Annotated in this window: 19 protein-coding genes; 13 read left to right on the top strand and 6 right to left on the bottom strand. The window is 60.8% G+C overall.

Annotated features, from left to right (window positions below; all coding sequences use genetic code 11):
- Positions 1-8 precede the first annotated feature (8 nt).
- The 10 genes from accC (at position 9) to ACIOYV_RS14455 (ending at position 8,453) form a co-directional block, all read left to right on the top strand.
- Entirely contained in the window at positions 9-1,361 is a 1,353-nt protein-coding gene (gene accC, locus ACIOYV_RS14410; RefSeq protein ID WP_401324507.1) for an acetyl-CoA carboxylase biotin carboxylase subunit, read from the top strand.
- On the top strand, positions 1,358-2,029 hold the full coding sequence (gene pxpB / locus ACIOYV_RS14415) for a 5-oxoprolinase subunit PxpB (protein ID WP_401324508.1): 672 nt from the start codon (positions 1,358-1,360) through the stop codon (positions 2,027-2,029). Before accC ends, pxpB begins: the two co-directional genes overlap by 4 nt.
- On the top strand, positions 2,026-2,997 hold the full coding sequence (locus ACIOYV_RS14420; protein WP_401324510.1) for a biotin-dependent carboxyltransferase family protein: 972 nt from the start codon (positions 2,026-2,028) through the stop codon (positions 2,995-2,997). Before pxpB ends, ACIOYV_RS14420 begins: the two co-directional genes overlap by 4 nt.
- Positions 2,998-3,009: 12 nt before the next feature.
- Entirely contained in the window at positions 3,010-3,411 is a 402-nt protein-coding gene (locus ACIOYV_RS14425) for a biotin/lipoyl-containing protein (protein ID WP_401324512.1), read from the top strand.
- A gap of 179 nt (positions 3,412-3,590) precedes the next feature.
- The gene (locus tag ACIOYV_RS14430) at positions 3,591-4,358 is read left to right on the top strand and encodes a LamB/YcsF family protein (protein ID WP_265044612.1); all 768 of its coding nucleotides are present in this window, start codon (positions 3,591-3,593) and stop codon (positions 4,356-4,358) included.
- A 131-nt stretch (positions 4,359-4,489) separates the two neighbouring features.
- Positions 4,490-5,242 (top strand): SDR family oxidoreductase, encoded by a 753-nt coding sequence (locus ACIOYV_RS14435; RefSeq protein ID WP_265044614.1) that lies wholly within the window; start codon positions 4,490-4,492, stop codon positions 5,240-5,242.
- Between the two features lie 117 nt (positions 5,243-5,359).
- Positions 5,360-6,061, top strand: a complete 702-nt coding sequence (locus ACIOYV_RS14440; protein WP_401324514.1) for an amino acid ABC transporter permease — start codon at positions 5,360-5,362, stop codon at positions 6,059-6,061.
- Between the two features lie 6 nt (positions 6,062-6,067).
- Complete coding sequence (locus ACIOYV_RS14445; RefSeq protein WP_265044617.1) at positions 6,068-6,811, top strand: amino acid ABC transporter permease; 744 nt, start codon at positions 6,068-6,070, stop codon at positions 6,809-6,811.
- Between the two features lie 23 nt (positions 6,812-6,834).
- Positions 6,835-7,563, top strand: coding sequence for an amino acid ABC transporter ATP-binding protein (locus ACIOYV_RS14450; protein WP_265045762.1), 729 nt, complete (start codon positions 6,835-6,837; stop codon positions 7,561-7,563).
- Positions 7,564-7,619: 56 nt separating this feature from the next.
- Entirely contained in the window at positions 7,620-8,453 is an 834-nt protein-coding gene (locus ACIOYV_RS14455; protein ID WP_081360935.1) for an ABC transporter substrate-binding protein, read from the top strand.
- A gap of 88 nt (positions 8,454-8,541) precedes the next feature.
- Here the strand turns inward: ACIOYV_RS14455 and ACIOYV_RS14460 are convergent, their stop codons facing one another.
- Complete coding sequence (locus ACIOYV_RS14460; protein ID WP_163909393.1) at positions 8,542-9,447, bottom strand: LysR substrate-binding domain-containing protein; 906 nt, start codon at positions 9,445-9,447, stop codon at positions 8,542-8,544.
- Positions 9,448-9,552: 105 nt separating this feature from the next.
- Here ACIOYV_RS14460 and ACIOYV_RS14465 point away from each other — a divergent pair, with 105 nt between their 5' ends.
- Together ACIOYV_RS14465 and ACIOYV_RS14470 are read left to right on the top strand one after the other, a co-directional pair.
- Positions 9,553-10,902, top strand: a complete 1,350-nt coding sequence (locus ACIOYV_RS14465; protein ID WP_054053104.1) for an MFS transporter — start codon at positions 9,553-9,555, stop codon at positions 10,900-10,902.
- 26 nt (positions 10,903-10,928) lie between these two features.
- Positions 10,929-12,203 (top strand): glucarate dehydratase family protein, encoded by a 1,275-nt coding sequence (locus ACIOYV_RS14470; protein WP_401324517.1) that lies wholly within the window; start codon positions 10,929-10,931, stop codon positions 12,201-12,203.
- A 211-nt stretch (positions 12,204-12,414) separates the two neighbouring features.
- Here the strand turns inward: ACIOYV_RS14470 and folD are convergent, their stop codons facing one another.
- Both folD and ACIOYV_RS14480 read right to left on the bottom strand, forming a co-directional pair.
- On the bottom strand, positions 12,415-13,359 hold the full coding sequence (gene folD, locus ACIOYV_RS14475; protein WP_401324519.1) for a bifunctional methylenetetrahydrofolate dehydrogenase/methenyltetrahydrofolate cyclohydrolase FolD: 945 nt from the start codon (positions 13,357-13,359) through the stop codon (positions 12,415-12,417).
- A gap of 248 nt (positions 13,360-13,607) precedes the next feature.
- Positions 13,608-14,609 carry an AraC family transcriptional regulator gene (locus tag ACIOYV_RS14480; protein WP_265044626.1) on the bottom strand — a complete coding sequence of 334 codons (1,002 nt, stop codon included), beginning with the start codon at positions 14,607-14,609 and terminating at the stop codon, positions 13,608-13,610.
- 212 nt (positions 14,610-14,821) lie between these two features.
- On the opposite strand from ACIOYV_RS14480, the gene ACIOYV_RS14485 reads away from it, so the two are divergent.
- Entirely contained in the window at positions 14,822-15,568 is a 747-nt protein-coding gene (locus ACIOYV_RS14485) for an EAL domain-containing protein (RefSeq protein WP_401324521.1), read from the top strand.
- A 111-nt stretch (positions 15,569-15,679) separates the two neighbouring features.
- On the opposite strand, the gene ACIOYV_RS14490 is transcribed toward ACIOYV_RS14485, so the two are convergent.
- From ACIOYV_RS14490 to ACIOYV_RS14500, 3 genes are all read right to left on the bottom strand, one after another.
- The gene (locus ACIOYV_RS14490; protein ID WP_401324523.1) at positions 15,680-16,441 is read right to left on the bottom strand and encodes a hypothetical protein; all 762 of its coding nucleotides are present in this window, start codon (positions 16,439-16,441) and stop codon (positions 15,680-15,682) included.
- 241 nt (positions 16,442-16,682) lie between these two features.
- Positions 16,683-17,096 (bottom strand): VOC family protein, encoded by a 414-nt coding sequence (locus ACIOYV_RS14495; RefSeq protein ID WP_163909400.1) that lies wholly within the window; start codon positions 17,094-17,096, stop codon positions 16,683-16,685.
- 151 nt (positions 17,097-17,247) lie between these two features.
- Complete coding sequence (locus ACIOYV_RS14500; protein WP_204280793.1) at positions 17,248-17,850, bottom strand: hypothetical protein; 603 nt, start codon at positions 17,848-17,850, stop codon at positions 17,248-17,250.
- Between the last annotated feature and the right edge of the window lie 17 nt (positions 17,851-17,867).

Genomic DNA, 17,867 nt, shown 5'->3' on the forward strand with positions numbered 1-17,867 from the left:
TGAATTCAATGTTCGACAAAGTGCTGATCGCCAACCGTGGCGAAATCGCCCTGCGCATTCAGCGTGCCTGCCATGGCCTGGGGATACAAACCGTGGTCGTGCACTCCGAGGCGGATCGTCACGCGCAGTATGTGCAAAACGCCGATCAGGCCCTGTGCATCGGGCCGGCGTCACCCAGCCAAAGTTATCTGAACCAGGCAGCGCTGCTGTTTGCGGCCAAGGTCAGCGGCGCCCAGGCGATCCATCCGGGTTACGGTTTTCTGTCGGAGAACGCCGGGTTCGCCGAGCGCATCGAGGCCGCCGGGCTGACCTTTATCGGGCCGAGCGCGGCGTGCATTCGCACCATGGGCGACAAGGTCGCGGCCAAACGGGCGATGCGTGAGGCCGGCGTACCGTGCGTGCCGGGGCCGGATTCAGTCATGCCCACCGACGATGCCAGCATTCAGGCGATTGCCCGTGAAATCGGTTACCCGGTGATCGTCAAGGCTGCCGGCGGTGGCGGTGGACGTGGCATGCGCGTGGTGAAAGAACAGGGCGAGTTGCTCGACGCCATCGCCCTGACCCGCGAAGAGGCACGGCTGGCTTTCGGTAATCCGGAGCTCTACATCGAGAAGTTTCTCGGCCATCCCCGGCATGTGGAAATCCAGGTGTTATGCGATGCCCATGGTCACGCGATCTGGCTCGGTTGCCGCGATTGCTCCTTGCAACGCCGGCACCAGAAAGTCCTGGAAGAAGCGCCGGCGCCAGGCATCGATCCTGAGTTGATCGCCAAGGTCGGTGAACGCTGTGCGGCGGCCTGCCGGCAGATCGGCTATCGCGGCGTCGGTACTTTCGAATTTCTGTATGAGGACGGTGAGTTCTTCTTCATCGAGATGAACACCCGGCTGCAAGTCGAACACCCGGTGACGGAGATGACCACCGGCATCGACATCGTTCAGCAGCAATTGCGCATGGCCCGCGGCGAAGTGCTTGAGCTGCGTCAGCAGGATGTGCAACTCAACGGTCATTCCCTGGAGTGCCGGATCAACGCCGAAGACCCGATCACCTTTATGCCGACGCCGGGGCTGATCCAGCGCTGGGAAGTCCCCGGTGGCTTTGGTGTGCGGGTCGACTCCCACGTCACCACCGGTTACCGGGTGCCGCCGTACTACGACTCGATGGTGGCCAAGGTCATCACCCACGGCGCGACGCGTGATGAGGCCATGGCCCGTATGCGCCTGGCCCTCAGCGAACTGGTCGTGGAAGGCATCTCGACCAATATCCCCTTGCACCGGGAGATTCTCGACGACCCGGCGTTCTGTGCCGGTGGCGTAGACATTCATCACCTGGAGCGCTGGTTGCAGCAACGGAGTCCGACATGAGTACTGCATCTGAATTGCCGCGTCCGCACATCAGTCTGCTGGGGTCCACGGCCTTGTTGTTCGAAGCGCCGGGGGAACTCGATCTGGCGCCGCAACAACGTATCTGGAGCCTGGCGTTGCAGGCAGGGGAATGGTCCGAGATCCACGAAGCGGTTCCTGGCATGAATAACTTGATGCTGACTTTCATCAAGCCGCCGCGAGACCTCAACGGGTTGTGCGAGCGACTGATGGAGGCCTGGGAAACCAGTCAGCCGCTACCACTCGAAGGGCGCATCGTTGAATTACCGGTGGTCTACGGCGGCGAGTTCGGCCCACACATGAACGACGTGGTCGCGCACACCGGGCTCGACATCGAGACCATTGCCAACCTGCATTGCGAGCCGTTGTACCCGGTGTACGCCTTGGGCAGCCACCCCGGCTATTGCTACCTCGGCGGCATGGATTCGCGCCTGGCCACGCCACGGCGCCAAGTGCCGGTGATCAGCATTGCCGCCGGCTCGGTGTCGATTGGCGGGGTGCAGACCGGTGTTTCTGCCTCCGCTGGCCCCAGCGGCTGGAACACCATTGGCCGTACCGAAATGTCGTTTTTTGACCCGACCCAAAACCCGCCGGCCATGCTGCGGCCGGGCGATATGTTGCGCTTGCGCATCGAGAGGATCATTCGATGATCGAGATTTTATCCGCCACGGCCCTGGCCACGGTGCAGGACTTCGGCCGCTTTGGCAGCCTCGGTTACGGCGTCGGAACCTCCGGCGCGATGGACCATTTGGCCCTGGCGCTGGGCAATCTGCTTCTGGGTAATCCCGAGGACGCGGCGGCCATCGAAATCCCGCTGTTCCCGTTCGACGTACGGTTTGTCCAAGACTGCGCTTTTGCGGTGACCGGAGCGGCTTGCGAGGCCTCCCTCGACGGTCAGCCATTGCCGCCGTCCTGGGTGATGCAGGCGCGGGAAGGTCAGGTGCTTAGCCTTGGCTTTCCGACTTCAGGCAGCCGCGCTTACTTGTGTCTGGCCGGCGGTGTCGACGTACCGCAGGTGCTCGGCTCGCGCAGCACTCAATTACGCGGTGAATTCGGTGGCTTGCAGGGGCGAGCCTTGCAGCAGGGCGACCGGATTTCAGCGCTGCGTCCAGGCGCGAGTGCACTGCCTACGGATTTCGGCGTGGTATCCCCGAATCAGGCGTTGGCGTTGCAACTCGATGGATTGCCGGCCATGCGCGTGCTGCCTGCGGCGCAATACGAGTGCTTTCTGGAGGAATCCCGGGCGGCATTCTGGTCTGGAGAGTGGAAGGTCACGACCCAGAGCAACCGTTACGGTTATCGGCTCGAAGGCGCGCCGATCTTGCCCAAAACGCCAATGGAAGTCCGCTCCCACGGCATCGTCCCCGGCGTGATTCAAGTGCCCCACGGTGGCCAGCCGATCATCCAGATGCGCGACGCACAACCGAGCGGCGGTTACCCGAAATTCGGCACGGTGATCGAGGCCGATCTGTGGCGCCTGGGTCAGGCGCCGATTGGCAGTAAGGTGCGGTTTATCGAGTGCAGCTATGCCGAAGCCGTTGCGGCCCTGGAAGACAATTCGCGCTATCTCGCGGAGGTCAGCCGCTTGGTCGATCTTCACGGGCTGGCCTCGCGTTAAGGACATTCAGACATGACAAATCAGGAAATCCGCCAGTTGGCGGTGTGGCTCAAGGAGACCCACCTGGCTGGCGCGGAAATTCGTCGTCCGGGGCTGCATTTGCTGCTCAAGCGAGGTGTTGACGAAGTCGCGGCACCCCTTCAAGTCACTTCACCCATGGCGCCAAAGGTTACAGATGAATGGCTGCTGAAGACCCCCGGCCTGGGCCAGTTGCTGCTGACGCATCCGCAACAGAACGAGGTGCTGGCATCGCTCGGCAGTCGAGTGGAGCAAGGGCAACTGGTGGCGTTGCTGCAAGTCGGCGATTTGCTGCTGCCGGTGCGCAGCCACAAGGCCGGACGGCTGACGGCGGTGTTGACGGTGTGCGGCACGACCGTCGGCTATGGCGAGGCGTTCATGCGCCTGACGGCCTGAAGCCCAACACCTACGTAGCAGCTGTCGAGCCTGCGAGGCTGCGTTCGGCCGCGCAGCGGTCGTAGTCCGGCGAATAGGGTTTGCCTGAAATAACGCGGTGGCAGGTTTAACGACCGCTGCGCGGCCGAACGCAGCCTCGCAGGCTCGGCAGCTGCTACGGGAAACGGAGAGGTTATGTGATGAAGATTGATTTGAATGCTGATCTGGGCGAGGGCTTCGGCCCGTGGCGCATGGGTGAGGATGAAGCGTTGATGAGCCTGATTTCATCGGCCAACGTGGCGTGCGGTTTCCATGCCGGTGATCCGCTGATCATGGACAACACCGTGCGCCTGGCCAAGGCCGGCGGCATAGATCTGGGCGCCCATGTGGGTTTTCCCGACTTGATGGGGTTTGGCCGGCGGCAGATGAACATCGAGCTCAAGGAACTGGCGACCTACGTGATTTATCAGCTCGGCGCGCTGGCCGGGATGGCGGCGGTCAATGGCCACCGCATGACGCACATGAGCTTTCACGGCGCGCTGGGCAATATGGTCGCCGCCGATGCGGCGTTGGCAGAGCCTTTGGTGCGAGCGGTGGCAGCGTTCGATCCGACACTGATTATCAGCTCATCGAGCAGTCGTGCCATCGAGAACGCTGCTGACAAATGTGGGCTGCGGGTCGCCACGACGTTTCTGGCCGATCGCGCCTATGACGATGACTGCCTGCTGGTGCCGCGCAAGGTGCCGGGCTCGGTGATCAAGGAGCCGGCGGCCGTGTTGCAAAGGGTTCGCCAGTTGCTGGAGGAGGGCAGCGTGACCAGCCTGAATGGCAAGCACATCGCGGTGCCGGCGCATTCGATCCTGTTGCACGGCGATACGCCTGGCGCGGTGGAACTGGCTCGGACCATCCGTCGAGAAATCGAGCTGGCAGGTGGTTCTATCACGCCGATTTCGCAGCTGTTGGCGTAACGGTTGCACGGTCATAAGCAGGGCTTATTGCCACACAGTCATTCCGTCTTGGTCCACGGCTTCAGGGCTGGATAGAGTCGAAGTCATCGCGATCACCGAGTGATCCGCACACGTAATACGAGGACAACGTCATGCCATTTTCAGATTACAAAACCGCGCTGGTGACCGGCGCTTCTTCCGGGATTGGCGCCGCCGTCGTCGAACGTCTGTGTCAGGAAGGCGTGCAAGTGCATGCATTGGCCCGCAGCGCCGACAAGCTGCAAGAGCTGGCGGCCAAGACCGGCTGCATCGCACACGCCATCGATGTCACTGACCTCGCCGGGCTGACTCGTCTGTTCGAAACCCAGCAGTTCGACATTCTGGTGAACAACGCCGGGGTTGATAAGCCGGGTTCGATTCTCAAGGCAGACGCCGAAGGCATCGACTTGCTGATCGACGTCAACCTGCGCGCGGTCCTGCACCTGGCGCGCCTGGCGCTGCCGGGGATGGTCGAACGTGACTGCGGCCACATCATCAACATCAGTTCGATTGCTGCCGCGTACAACTTCGGCGGCAACTCCACGTACCACGCAACGAAAGCCGCCGTGAGCATGCTCTCGCGGCAACTACGTATCGATGCCTTCGGCAAGCGGGTGCGGGTCACCGAGATCTGTCCGGGGCGAGTGGCTACTGACATCTTCGCCCATGTCCACGGCGATTCCGAAGAAACCTACAAGCGCTTCGTCGAAGGCTTCGAGCTGCCCCAGGCCAAAGACATCGCCGACGCCATCGCGTTTGCCATCGCCGCACCGATTGCGGTCAACGTCGGGCACATGGAAATCACCCCGACCCTGCAAGTGCCCGGCGGTCTTTCGACAGCCCGTCCACAGGATTACCAGGGCTGAGTTCCCCTGCGAAAGACGCCTGCCAGAAGAACGGAACAATCCGTCATGCCGTACCCACGCCACGCCTGTCGCTGGCGACTTATTTCTGCCCTAGCCCAATGCCGATAGGGATTGACCATGAAGCATGACTTCGATTTGGCCGCGGTTCTGCAAGGCGAATATGCCGAGCTGATCGTCAAGGGCATCGAAACGACTCTACAGCTGGCGCTGTTCGCCTGGCTGCTGGCAATGGCCCTCGCGCTGTTGCTGGTGACCGTGCGCTTGACCGGCAGCAAGCTCGCTGATCATCTGGTGGCGGGTTACGTGTCCTATCACCGCAACGTGCCGACGCTGGTGCAATTGATGCTTTGGTACTTCGGTGTGCCGACGTTGCTGAGCGAATCCACCCAGCTTTGGTTGGCGAACTACAGCACCGAATACCTGTTCTCGGTGATTGCGCTGGGACTGTGTCAGGCCGCGTATTTCTGTGAAGACATCCGCAGCGGTTTGCGCGCCATACCGGCGGGGCAGACCGAAGCGTCCCGGGCGCTGGGGCTGGGTTATGTGCGCTCGATGCGCTACGTGATCCTGCCGCAGGGTGTGCGTAATTGCCTGCCATCGCTGATCAATCACACGGTGCTGTTGTTCAAGAACACCAGCCTGGCGATGGCGATCGGCGTGGTCGAGCTGACGTATGCCACCCGCGAAGTCGAGAACTACACCTTCCGCACGTTCGAGTCCTACCTGGTCGCCACGGTGTTTTACCTGGTCTTTTCACTGTTGTTGATGGGGCTCGGCGCGCTGTTGGCGCGACGCTTCAACAAAGCGCTGGCGAGGTAGACGACGATGTTCGATCTCTTTTCGATTGTGCAGCAGAACTGGACGTTGTTTCTGATCGGTCAGTACCCGCACGGCCCGTTGGGTGGCTTGGCCAGCACCTTGATTCTGGCGGCGCTGGCGCTGTTGCTGGCGTTCCCGTTCGGGTTGCTGCTGGCGCTGGCCAGGGTGTCCCCATGGACCGGGTTGCGCTGGGCAGCGACGGTCTGGGTCTATGTGCTGCGCGGTATTCCGCTGCTGATGGTGATTTTCTGGACCTACTTCCTGGTGCCGTTGCTGATCGGCCACAACATCACCGGGTTCGTCACGATGCTGTGCACCCTGGTGATCTACCAGAGCGCCTACCTGTGCGAAATCATTCGCGGCGGCATCCAGGCATTACCACCTGGTCAATACGAAGCATCCCGGGCGCTGGGCCTCGGTTACCTGCGCACGACGATCTGGGTGATTTTGCCGCAGGCGCTGTACAACGCGTTGCCGAGCCTTATCAGCCAGTTCATCTCGATCATCAAGGAAACCTCGCTGGGCTATGTGATCAATGTCCAGGAAGTGACCTTCGCCGCCAACCAGGTCAACAACCAGCTGCTGACCAAGCCGTTCCAGGTGTTTTTCATCCTGGCGATCATCTACTACCTGCTCTGTTTCGGCCTGACCCATCTGGCCGGCTGGGTGGAGCGCCGTATCGCTCGCAAGCGTCTGGGCAACGGCGGTCCGGCCGTGGCCGCCGACCCCTTGCTGGCCATCGATAATTGAAGAGGGTTGCGTCCATGCATCCAATGATCATGTTTTCGAACATCAACAAATGGTACGGCGAGTACCACGCGCTGACCGACATCACCGCCGAAGTGAAACCCGGTGAAGTGGTGGTGCTGTGCGGCCCGTCCGGTTCCGGCAAGTCGACGTTGATCCGCACGGTCAATCGCCTGGAAGACATTCAGGACGGTCAGATCCTGTTCGACGGCCAGGATGTGCACGGCACCGATGCGCACATCAATCGACTGCGCAGCCGGGTGGGTTTTGTGTTCCAGAGTTTCAACCTTTTCCCGCATTTGTCGGTGCTGGAAAACATCACCCTGGCGCCCAGCAAAATCCGCAACCTGAAAGGTTCGGCTGCCAAGCAGCAAGCCATGCAACTGCTGGATCGGGTCGGGTTGGCGCACAAGGCCGGCGCCTATCCGGCACAGCTCTCCGGCGGTCAGCAGCAGCGGGTGGCCATCGCCCGGGCGTTGGCGATGGAACCGCCAGTCATGTTGTTCGATGAACCCACCAGTGCTCTGGACCCGGAAATGGTCGGCGAAGTGCTGAGTGTGATGAAGGGCTTGGCCAAGGAAGGCATGACCATGATGTGCGTGACCCACGAGATGAACTTTGCCCGTGAAGTCGCCGACACCATCTGGTTCATGGACGCGGGTCAGATTCTGGAAAAGAGCACGCCCGAAAGCTTCTTCAATCAGCCCGCGCACCCGCGCGCGCAACGCTTTATTGCCGACCTGCGCGCTCATTGAGCCGCAGCGGTTTTGCTCACTCTGCCATCCGACTTTCCCATTCCCGGAGTTTTTCCATGCGTATGAAGCATCTGTTTGTCACGCTGGCGTTAGGTCCTTTGGCTGTTGCGGTCGCGCAGGCCGATCAATTGAGCGACATCATGGCCAAGAAGTCGTTGAGCTGCGGCGTATACGCCGACGTGCCGCCGTTCTCGGCGCCGGATCCGAAGACCCGCGAACTGGTGGGCATGGACGTCGATTTGTGCAAGGCCCTGGCCAAGACCATGGGCGTCGAACTGGAACTCAAGCCGCTGTCGGTGGAAGCACGAATTCCTGAAGTGAAAATGGGCCGTGTCGATGTGATCTTCGCCAACCTGGCCTACACCAAGACTCGCGCCGAACAGATCCAGTTCAGCGACCCGTACTACATCGCCAAGGAAACCCTGGTGGTGCGCGCAGTCAACGCCGATCAGCCGAAAAGCTTCTTCAAGGACAAGCGCATCAGTTCCACCAAAGGCTCGACGTCCGAGCAGTCGATCCGTTTGGCCGGGGCTACGCCGGTGACGTTCCAGGACACCGGCTCGGCTTACATGGCCTTGCAGCAGAACAAGGTCGTGGGACTGGTGACCAACACCATGACCGCGTTGAAACTGGTCGGGCAGGCCAAGGAAAGTGGCGTCGAACTGGCACTGGCCAAGGAGCCAATGGCGCTTGAGCCGATTGGCGCCGGTATGCGTCGGGATGAGCCGGCGTTCCTCGCCAAGGTCAACGAATCCTTGGCATCAATGGAGAAGGCCGGGGAGATCGATGCGATCTGGGACCGCTGGATCGGTCCGAACACCGCCTACAAAATGGTGCGTGAGGACAAGGTGCAAAGCCTCAGCAGTTTGAAGTTCGATCCGTTGCCTTAAACCCGAATCAACGTCATTGCAGTGCAATAATCAAAACGCCCGGCGAGTGTCTTCGCGCCGGGCTTTTTCATGCTTGTCGAAAAGGCGTTCACGGTGCTCCCCAACCGTCCCGGACCGCCCGTCGAATCCCTTCCAGCAACATCGCAAATGCCGGGTTGTCGTTGTTCTCGCGCCAGATCAGATGCAGCTCGCTTTGCACGCCTTCCCCCAGGTCGATGTCGCGGAACACCACGTTCTTGAACACCACGCTTGAAGCGCAACGCGGTACCAGGGCCAGGCCCATGCCGGCGTTGACCAGCGCCAGGATGGTCAGCGACGAGCCCAGCCATTGCACGTATTCCGGGGCGACGCGCGCCGAACGCAGCATACCGGTCAGCAGTTCGTTGAACGGCGGGTAGGCAGCGTGGGAGTACATTAGGAAAGGTTGCGCGTCGAGGTCTTGCACGGACACGCTTTCGGCGCTGGCAAGCCGATGATTGCTCGGCACGGCAAGGACGAACGGCTCGCGCACCAGGCATTCGGTGGCGTAGCCCGGTTCCAGCAACGGCGCACGGACGATGCCCAGATCGATACGGCGCGCACGTAGCGCTTCGTGCTGTTGGTAGGTGTTCATCTCCGACAGATCGATTTTCACGTGAGGCTGTTTGAGCCGTGCTTCGGCGATCACCTTGGGCAGGAATTCATACACCGCGCTGCCGACGAAACTGATGTTGACCGTGCCGATGTCGCCTTCGGCAAAGCGCCGGGCGGTGACCGCCGCTTGTTGGGCGCGCTCCAGCAGGTTCTGCGCTTCGATGAAGAACGCGCGACCGGCGGCGGTCAGGGCGACGCTGCGGGTGGTGCGGGTGAACAGTTCGACGCCCAGGTGATGCTCCAACAATTGAATCTGCCGGCTGAGCGGCGGCTGGGTCATGTTCAAGCGTTCGGCGGCGCGACGAAAATTCAGTTCGGTGGCGACCGTGGTGAAGCAGCGCAGCTGGGTGAGTTCGAACATTGATCTAATCCAGGTATCAATCGAATGCAAAGTTAGATTAGACGGGATCAATTGCCGCGTCCATGATCGGTTCGTCCCCAAAAAAACAAGATCGGGAGTCGCCCCTTGAAAACCCTCCAGAGTTCGCCGGAGCCCACGGTACTTGCGCGTGCCGCCGCGAAAGTGAAACGGCATGTGCTGCCGCTGTTCGTGGTCATGTTCATCGTCAACTACATCGACCGGGTCAACATCGGTTTCGTGCGCAGCCACATGGAAACGGACCTCGGCATCGGCGCCGCGGCCTATGGTTTGGGCGCCGGTTTGTTTTTTGTCGGTTATGCGCTGTTCGAAGTGCCGTCCAACATGCTGCTGCAGCGCTACGGCGCGCGGGTCTGGCTGACCCGGATCATGTTCACCTGGGGCGCCGCCGCGATGGCGATGGCCTTCGTCAAAGGTGAAACCAGTTTCTATGTGCTGCGCTTTATCCTCGGCGCGGCAGAGGCCGGCTTCTTCCCCGGCATCATTTATTACTTCACCCAGTGGCTGCCGGCGTCTGAACGCGGCAAGACCATGGCGGTATTCCTCAGCGGTTCGGCGATTGCCTCGGTGATTTCCGGCCCGGTCTCCGGCGCATTGTTGAACGTCAACGGCTTGAACCTGCATGGCTGGCAGTGGATGTTCCTGATCGAGGGCTTTGCTTCTATCGTGTTGTGCGGTTTTGTCTGGTTCTGGCTGCAATCCCATCCACGCGAAGCGAAATGGCTGAGCGATGAGGAGCGCGGCGCGCTGATTGCTGCCATCGCCGAAGAACAGCAAGTCCGCGAGGCTGCGAAAGGCCCTGTGCCGTCGATGTTCAAGCTGTTGGCGGACCGGCAGATTGCGCTGTTCTGCTTCATCTACTTCTCCATCGCCCTGACCATTTACGGCGCCACGTTCTGGCTGCCGAGCATGATCAAGAAGATGGGCAACCTCGGCGACTTCCAGGTCGGCCTGTTCAACTCGGTGCCGTGGATCATTTCCATCATCGCGATGTACGGCTTCGCGGCCATGGCCAGCAAATGGAAATTCCAGCAGGCCTGGGTCGCACTGACCCTGGTGATCGCGGCGTTCGGCATGTTCATGTCCACCACCGGCGGCCCGATTTTCGCCTTTGTCGCGATCTGTTTTGCTGCCATCGGCTTCAAGGCTGCGTCGGCGCTGTTCTGGCCGATTCCACAAAGTTATCTGGATGCGCGGATCGCGGCGGCGGTGATTGCGCTGATCAATTCCATCGGTAACCTCGGCGGCTTCGTCGCCCCAACGGCGTTCGGCTTCCTGGAGCAATCCACCGGTTCGATCGAAGGTGGCCTGTACGGCCTGGCGGCGACGTCGCTGGTGGCCGCCGTGGTGATCTTCTTTGCCCGCACCACCCCGAAAGCCGGTAAGCCAACCCCGCGCAACGACGTCGTGGTGCCGCGCCACGCCGCTTCACATTAAGACTTGGATAATCGGAGCCTGACCCTTTGAAAATCACACGAGTGACCGTGACCCCCATCGCCTTCCGCGATCCGCCACTGCTCAATGCCAGCGGCATTCACGAACCCTTTGCGCTGCGCTCGATCATCGAAATCGAGAGCGACAACGGTTACATCGGCCTCGGCGAAAGCTACGGCGATGCCCCGGCACTGGCGATCCAGTTGCAACTCAAGGATCAACTGATCGGCCTCGACCCGTTCAACCTCAACCAGTTGCGCGCCATCGTCCAGGCGACCGTGGCGGCCAACAAAACCACGAGCATTGCCGGTGCCGAACTGGCGCCGGGCTCCCACGCCAGCAAAGCGGTGAGCAACGCGTATTCGGCGTTCGAAGTGGCGTTTCTCGACCTGCAGGCACACTCGCTGAACGTGCCGTTGGTGGACCTGCTGGGCGGGGCGATTCGCGATGAAATCCCGTTCAGCGCCTACCTGTTTTTCAAGTATGCGCAGCACATTGATTCACCCTACAAACCGGACAGTTGGGGCGAGGCGCTGAACGAAGAACAGATCGTCGCCCAGGCGCGACGCATGATCGAAACCTACGGCTTTAAGAGCATCAAGCTCAAGGCTGGCGCGCTGGAACCGGAACATGAAGTCGCGTGCATCAAGGCGCTGAAAAAAGCCTTTCCGGGTTATCCGTTGCGCATCGATCCGAACGCCAACTGGTCGCTGGAAACCTCGATTCGCATGGCCGAACTGCTGGGCGATGACCTGCAATATTACGAAGACCCGACGCCGGGCCTGGAAGGCATGTCGGAGCTGCACAAACGCACTGGTCTGCCGTTGGCGACCAATATGGTGGTCACCGATTTCGATGAATTCCGCCGTAGCGTGGCGTTGAACAGCGTGCAGATCGTGCTCGCCGACCACCATTATTGGGGCGGCCTGCGCGATACCCAGGCCTTGGCGAAAATGTGCCAGACCTTTGGCCTCGGCGTGTCCATGCATTCCAATTCGCACCTGGGCATCAGCCTGATGGCGATGGCGCATGTGGCGGCGTCGGTGCCGAATCTGGATTACGCCTGCGACACCCATTACCCGTGGCAGGAACCGGACGAAGAGGTGATCAAGGGCGGCAAGTTGCCGATCGTGGATGGCTGCGTAAAGATCACCCGAGCGCCGGGTTTGGGGTTGGAACTGGACCACGATCAACTGGGCAAGCTGCATGATCAGTACCTGACTTGCGGGATTCGCCAGCGCGATGATGTGAAGCAGATGCAGCGGTACAAGCCGGAGTGGAAGACGGTTAAGCCTAGGTTTTGATCGCTACTGACGCAGCCTGCGTTCGGCTTGTAGCAGCTGCCGAGGCACGAGGCTGCGTTCGGCTACGAAGCAGTCGTAAAACCTGAGCATACGGTCTTCCTGAAGCACCGCGTTGCCTGATTTCACGACTGCTACGCAGCCGAACGCAGGCTTCGCCAGCTGCTACAGGTTGTAATAACCGGCTAACGCTCTCGCCACAGATTAGCGTCGGTCAGTTGATATCCGAATCACATCCATCCGGATCCGAATCACGCGCCTGCGCCGCACGCTGCAATTGGCTGGCGATCAACGTGTTCTTCAGCAAATACGCAATCGTCATCGGCCCAACACCCCCCGGCACCGGGGTGATCGCACTGGCAACCGTCCGCGCGCTGGCGTAGTCGACATCACCGACCAAATGGCTGCCGGATGCATCGGTCACGCGATTGATCCCGACATCGATCACCACCGCCCCAGGCTTGAGCCAACTGGCATCGATCAAGTGCGGCCGACCCACCGCTGCCACCACAATGTCCGCCAATCGACAAAGCGCCGGCGCATCGACGCTGCGCGAGTGCACCACGCTGACCGAGCAATGAGCCTGCAACAGCAAGGTCGCCATGGGTTTGCCGACAATGTTCGAGCGTCCGATAACCACCGCGTGCAAGCCGCTGATGTCGCCGCAGGTTTCCTTCAACAGACGCATGCAACCGCTGGGCGTGCACGGCGTCAGCACCTCCATGCCTTGCACCAGGCCGCCGACGTTTTCGCGATGGAAACCGTCCACGTCCTTGATCGGGTCGATGGCATGAATCACCGCCGCCTCGTCGATATGCCCCGGCAACGGCAACTGCACCAGAATGCCGTTCACCGAAGCATCGGCGTTCAGTTGCGCAATCTGTTCCAACACTTGCGCCTGGCTGGCATCGTCCGGCAGACGGTATTCGAGCGAGCGAATCCCGACTTCCTTGGCCCGCAGCAATTTATTGCGCACATACACGTGGCTGGCCGGATCGTCGCCGACCAGCAGGACCGCCAGCGCGGGAAAAATCTGCTGCGCGGCCAGGGCTTGAACCTCTTCCCGAACCTCGTCGAGCACCTGGGCGGAGATGGCTTTGCCGTCGATATCCCGGGCCAGGGTGGGGGTACTGCTGATCAAATGCGTCACCGTCGTCATTGAAAGAGCAGGGCGCAGGTTACCAGTGGAGGGTGGCCGTCGACCACCGGCAGCAGATGGACAGGATGTCGCGGGGATGTGAAGCCTGTCGCAGATCAACTGTGGGAGCGAGCTTGCTCGCGATGGCGGTAGGTCAGTCAACATCAATGCTGAATGATAGACCGCTATCGCGAGCAAGCTCGCTCCCACATTTGATCTTTGCTACTCATAAGCCCTGTGCTCACAACAACCCCCCTGTGGATCACGAATCAGGACGCCTGCCGATACCGCCCCGGCGTCATCCCGAACCAGCGAATACAGGCCTTGTGAAAACTGCTCTGATCCCGAAACCCGAGCAACGCGCCGATGTACTTCACGCTGCGCGCCGAATTGCGCAAAAAGTTATGCGCCAGCATCAACCGCGCCTCATCCTGCAACGCCGAGAAGTGCATGTCTTCATTGCTCAAGCGCCGTTGCAAGCTGCGCGCGCTGACGCCGACCACCTGGGCGATCTTGTCCAGATCACTGGGCACGCCCTGGGCCAGGCGCTCGGACAACACCCGCCGCACCCGCGCGGTCATCGAGCCATTGAGCAGCACGTTCAAGCGTGCGCGCGCGTATTCGACGTGCAGCACATCCAGCGCCGGGTCGGCGGTGGGCAGGGCAATCGAGCAATCGTCCTTGCTGAAAGTCAGGCTGTTATACGCCGCGCCAAACATCAGGTTGCTGCCCAGCAATCGTTCCAATCGGGAGGTGTCAGCGGGTTCGGGATAGGTGAACGTTGCCGCCAGCGGATGCGGTTTGTGCTTGGGCAGCAGCCAGTGAACCAGCCCCAGGGTTTGCGCGGCGCCCGCGTCGATAAAGGGCCGGGGCGTCAGCGACGGCTCGATGCTGATGTCGAAACCGATCAGCTTCAGCGCCCGGGGCTTGTGGTCCAGGCACATATAAAAGCCATTGCAGATCAGTGAGTGATAGTCCACCAGCCGTTGCAATGCCGTGCCCAGAGTTGCACATGACATCACCGCGTAACCCAACACCTCCAGATTCGCCGGGTGCGCGCGGGTATACGCCAGCAGGCCGATGTCCGGGTTGTCGGTGCGCTTGGCCGCTTCCGCCATCACCTTATAGACCAGCTCCATCCCGACACCCTTGGGGTTGGCGAAGACCTCTTCGCCGCTGTCGAATTGTTTAAGCAAGGCGTCAACGTTGGCCCCACCGTCAGTCAGGACATCGGCAAGCACCTGAAAACTGGCGCTGGTCATTCTGTGCATAGTCTTTCCCGCGGTGATGGCTAAGTGATGTCGCGCAAGCCGGCGCATGATCGCAATAAACAAATGATCGCAGTCGATAAACGGTATGTGCAGGTTTCCAAGGACAAGCGAAAGGTATCCCGGAACACTTCCTGAGGGCGGGGTGAGCGTCGATTATGGCCGGCAGTCAACGCTCAACCGCGGCCGGCCGCCGCTTTGTCTACGGATATGACATGCACAGAGTCAGAAGCTTTTATCGAGAGTTGGCACAGGGCCGGTTGGTGTTGGCGTTTCAACCGGTGGTCTGGTTGCCTGACAGCAGTCGGGTGCTGTACCAGGAAGGGTTGTTGCGCCATATCGATGCCCGGGGCGAGGGTGTCTATCCCTTCGCAATGTTGGAGAAGCACCAACTGATGCGCGAGCTCGACCGCAGCGTGGTGCACAGCGTGATCGAGCGCTTGCAGCAAAACGAACACCTGCGCCTGGGCTGCAACATCTCCGCGCAAAGTGCGATCGTCGATGGTCATTGGCGAGACATCCTCGCGCAATTGCGTGACGCGCCTTCTGTGGCGGCGCGACTGGTGATCGAAATCACCGAAAGCGCCACACCGCCGAGCATCTCAGCCGCCATCGAGTTCGTCCTGTGCCTGCGCGAGCTGGGTTGCCGAGTGGCCATCGACGACTTCGGCGCAGGCCTCGGCACCCTGGAATTCATCCGCCAGACCCGCCCCGACATCGTCAAGATCGACCAGGGCTACCTACAGCGCGCGCGTCTGGAAACCAACAACGCCCAGACCCTTGGCCACTTGGTGCAACTGTGCAAAACCCTGGCGCCGTGCGTGATTATCGAGGGGATCGAATCCGAAACTGATCGTGCGTTGGCGACTGGGTGCGGCAGCGAGTGGGGGCAGGGTTATCTGTTTGGTCGGCCGCGGATGGATGCGTTGGGTGAACAGTGCCTAGTGAAATCGATGGCGTAACAGGATCTCAATGTGGCGAGGGAGCTTGCTCCCGCTGGGCTGCGAAGCGGCCCCAAAATCTTGTGAGCGCTGCGCACTCAAGCGGGAGCAAGCTCCCTCGCCACAGGACGGTTACTGCCCCAACCGGTCCATCGTATGCACCATCGGCTCCAGCGACACACTGATCAACCCGTCCAGTGGCCGATTCAGTTCTTCAACCAGCAAAATCGTCGCCGCTGTCGACGCGGCGCACAACAGCAACACCACCACAATCGTGCCATTGCGCGGGGCGAACAAGCCGAACGAGCCGAAGATGATCGACAGCCAGGTGATGAGGATCACCAGCATCACGGGCGGGATCGACTGGTTGGCCTGGAGCATGGTCAGCCAGCGGGCGGCGAACACGGCGTTCATCGTCTGGAGGGCCGAGGCCTTGAGCGCGTGTTGGTTGTCGGTGGTCGGGGACAGTTCGGCGACCTGTTGTTGCAGCGCTTCGGAGCGTTTGATCGCTTCGGGGCTGTCGAGCAGGGCGAGGCGGGACGGCTCCCGGGAGGCGAGGACCTGCACGATTTCGGCGTAGTTGTGTTTGAGTTGCGTGCGGATCGGTTGAGTGTCCGGGCCATAACGCGCCAGCACCCGGTCAAACTCGACGACCTTGGCCGCCGCGCTCTCCAGTTGCGCATTGGTGGTTTCGAACGTGCCTTTGGCCGACGAAACCAGCAGGCCCAGCACCAGCGCCGACATGGTCGCGATCAGGCCGGTGGCCAGTTTCAACACGGCGACGGAGTCATCGCTCAGGTGATGCGAGGGCAAGCGCTGCCGCACATACGAGCCCACCAGTGCGCTGCCGAACAGGCAGGCGAACACGATCAGTGCGATCAGCAGATGATTCATTGGACCTCCGTTGACGCGACGGGGGACGGCGTGTTGAAGGTAGCAGACGGGCAGCGAGTTGCCACAGTGCCCGGCTTAACACCCACCCTGTGGCGAGGGAGCTTGCTCCCGCTGGACCGCGCAGCGGTCCTGAAATCTTGTGAGCGCTGCGCACTCAAGCGGGAGCAAGCTCCCTCGCCACAGGTACTCGTCAATCTGCGTCAGCCAGACAGCCCAACCTTTCACGGTCGGGATTTTTTGCTTATTGATCCTTCTCGCAATTCACCATCCACGCCACGCCAAACCGATCCACCAACATTCCAAACCGTGCCGCCCAGAACGTCGCCTCCAGCGGCATTTGCACCGTGCCGCCATCCGCCAGTGCAGCAAAAACGCGTTCGGCTTCGGCGATGCTGTCGACGTTGAGCGAAATCGAGCAGCCACTCATGTCATCGGTCGGGCGGTCGGGTGTGGTGTCCGAGCCCATGATCGCCTGGTCGCCCACCGACAGGCGGGTGTGGATGATCAGGTTGTGATAGTCCGCCTGTACGTGATCCTTGGCCGGGGTTTCGCCGAAAGTCATCATGGCGTCGATGGTGCCGGGCAGGGCCTTGGCGTAGTAGGTGAACGCGGCTTTGCAGTCGCCGTTGAAGATCAGGTAGGGATTGATTTTCATGTTGTACTCCCGGTAACCGAGTCTGGCTGGAGGCCACGGCGGCCGCCAGCTTCAATGGGGTTTGACCTCAAATAGCAAAGCGTTAGAGGGCAACTTTTGCCGGGATTGTTCAGACGTTTTTTCTATAGACAGGGCGCGGCTTATTGCCCGATCAATCGACGATGACGCGTTCGTTGTCGTCATCGCCCAGGCACACCGTCAATTGCTGACCTTCCTTGCTGAAGGCGCAGTGGGGCAGGTTTTGCTGTTTGTAGATCGCCATGGGCACGCCAATGAAGAATGCGGCGAGCATCATGGCGACAATGAATTGCACCGACATGAACTCCCGGTCCAGCGCCCAGCGTTTGCGTTTGGCGCGAAAGTAGAGACCGCTGCTTAGCAACATCACGCCGATCAGCATCACGGTGCCGATCTCGTGGGGGCTGGTGCTGTAGATCACTTCTTCCCCATTGTCCGGGTAGTTCAGTTGCCACCAGGCACCGATGCCCAACGGCACCAGGCCGGCGCCGATCCAGCCGTAGAGGGCGCCGGGCAGGCGCAACAGCACGGCGACGATCAGACCCAGCGTGGCCACGGTCCAACCCATCAGATACAGCTGCGTGGCCATGCCGCCGCCCATAAACGTGCCGCCGACATCAATCGGTGTGATCAACAACCAATCGTAGAAGGCGTAGTGCAACATCAAGACGAGTACGACGAGCCAGCTCATGGCGTAGAACAGCCATGTCCACAGGGTATTGAGGCGCGAGAACACACGAAATCCTTTTGGTG

The sequence above is a fragment of the Pseudomonas sp. NPDC087342 genome (genome assembly GCF_044744265.1).
GTDB lineage: Bacteria > Pseudomonadota > Gammaproteobacteria > Pseudomonadales > Pseudomonadaceae > Aquipseudomonas > Aquipseudomonas nunensis.

Coding starts and splice junctions, on each gene's coding strand:
- ACIOYV_RS14440 (WP_401324514.1), top strand. CDS start 5,360: ATGAAGCATGACTTCGATTTGGCCGCGGTTCTGCAAGGCGAATATGCC.
- ACIOYV_RS14435 (WP_265044614.1), top strand. CDS start 4,490: ATGCCATTTTCAGATTACAAAACCGCGCTGGTGACCGGCGCTTCTTCC.
- ACIOYV_RS14425 (WP_401324512.1), top strand. CDS start 3,010: ATGACAAATCAGGAAATCCGCCAGTTGGCGGTGTGGCTCAAGGAGACC.
- ACIOYV_RS14430 (WP_265044612.1), top strand. CDS start 3,591: ATGAAGATTGATTTGAATGCTGATCTGGGCGAGGGCTTCGGCCCGTGG.
- pxpB (WP_401324508.1), top strand. CDS start 1,358: ATGAGTACTGCATCTGAATTGCCGCGTCCGCACATCAGTCTGCTGGGG.
- ACIOYV_RS14450 (WP_265045762.1), top strand. CDS start 6,835: ATGATCATGTTTTCGAACATCAACAAATGGTACGGCGAGTACCACGCG.
- ACIOYV_RS14495 (WP_163909400.1), bottom strand. CDS start 17,096: ATGAAAATCAATCCCTACCTGATCTTCAACGGCGACTGCAAAGCCGCG.
- ACIOYV_RS14420 (WP_401324510.1), top strand. CDS start 2,026: ATGATCGAGATTTTATCCGCCACGGCCCTGGCCACGGTGCAGGACTTC.
- ACIOYV_RS14480 (WP_265044626.1), bottom strand. CDS start 14,609: ATGCACAGAATGACCAGCGCCAGTTTTCAGGTGCTTGCCGATGTCCTG.
- ACIOYV_RS14460 (WP_163909393.1), bottom strand. CDS start 9,447: ATGTTCGAACTCACCCAGCTGCGCTGCTTCACCACGGTCGCCACCGAA.
- ACIOYV_RS14455 (WP_081360935.1), top strand. CDS start 7,620: ATGCGTATGAAGCATCTGTTTGTCACGCTGGCGTTAGGTCCTTTGGCT.
- ACIOYV_RS14490 (WP_401324523.1), bottom strand. CDS start 16,441: ATGAATCATCTGCTGATCGCACTGATCGTGTTCGCCTGCCTGTTCGGC.
- ACIOYV_RS14485 (WP_401324521.1), top strand. CDS start 14,822: ATGCACAGAGTCAGAAGCTTTTATCGAGAGTTGGCACAGGGCCGGTTG.
- accC (WP_401324507.1), top strand. CDS start 9: ATGTTCGACAAAGTGCTGATCGCCAACCGTGGCGAAATCGCCCTGCGC.
- folD (WP_401324519.1), bottom strand. CDS start 13,359: ATGACGACGGTGACGCATTTGATCAGCAGTACCCCCACCCTGGCCCGG.
- ACIOYV_RS14445 (WP_265044617.1), top strand. CDS start 6,068: ATGTTCGATCTCTTTTCGATTGTGCAGCAGAACTGGACGTTGTTTCTG.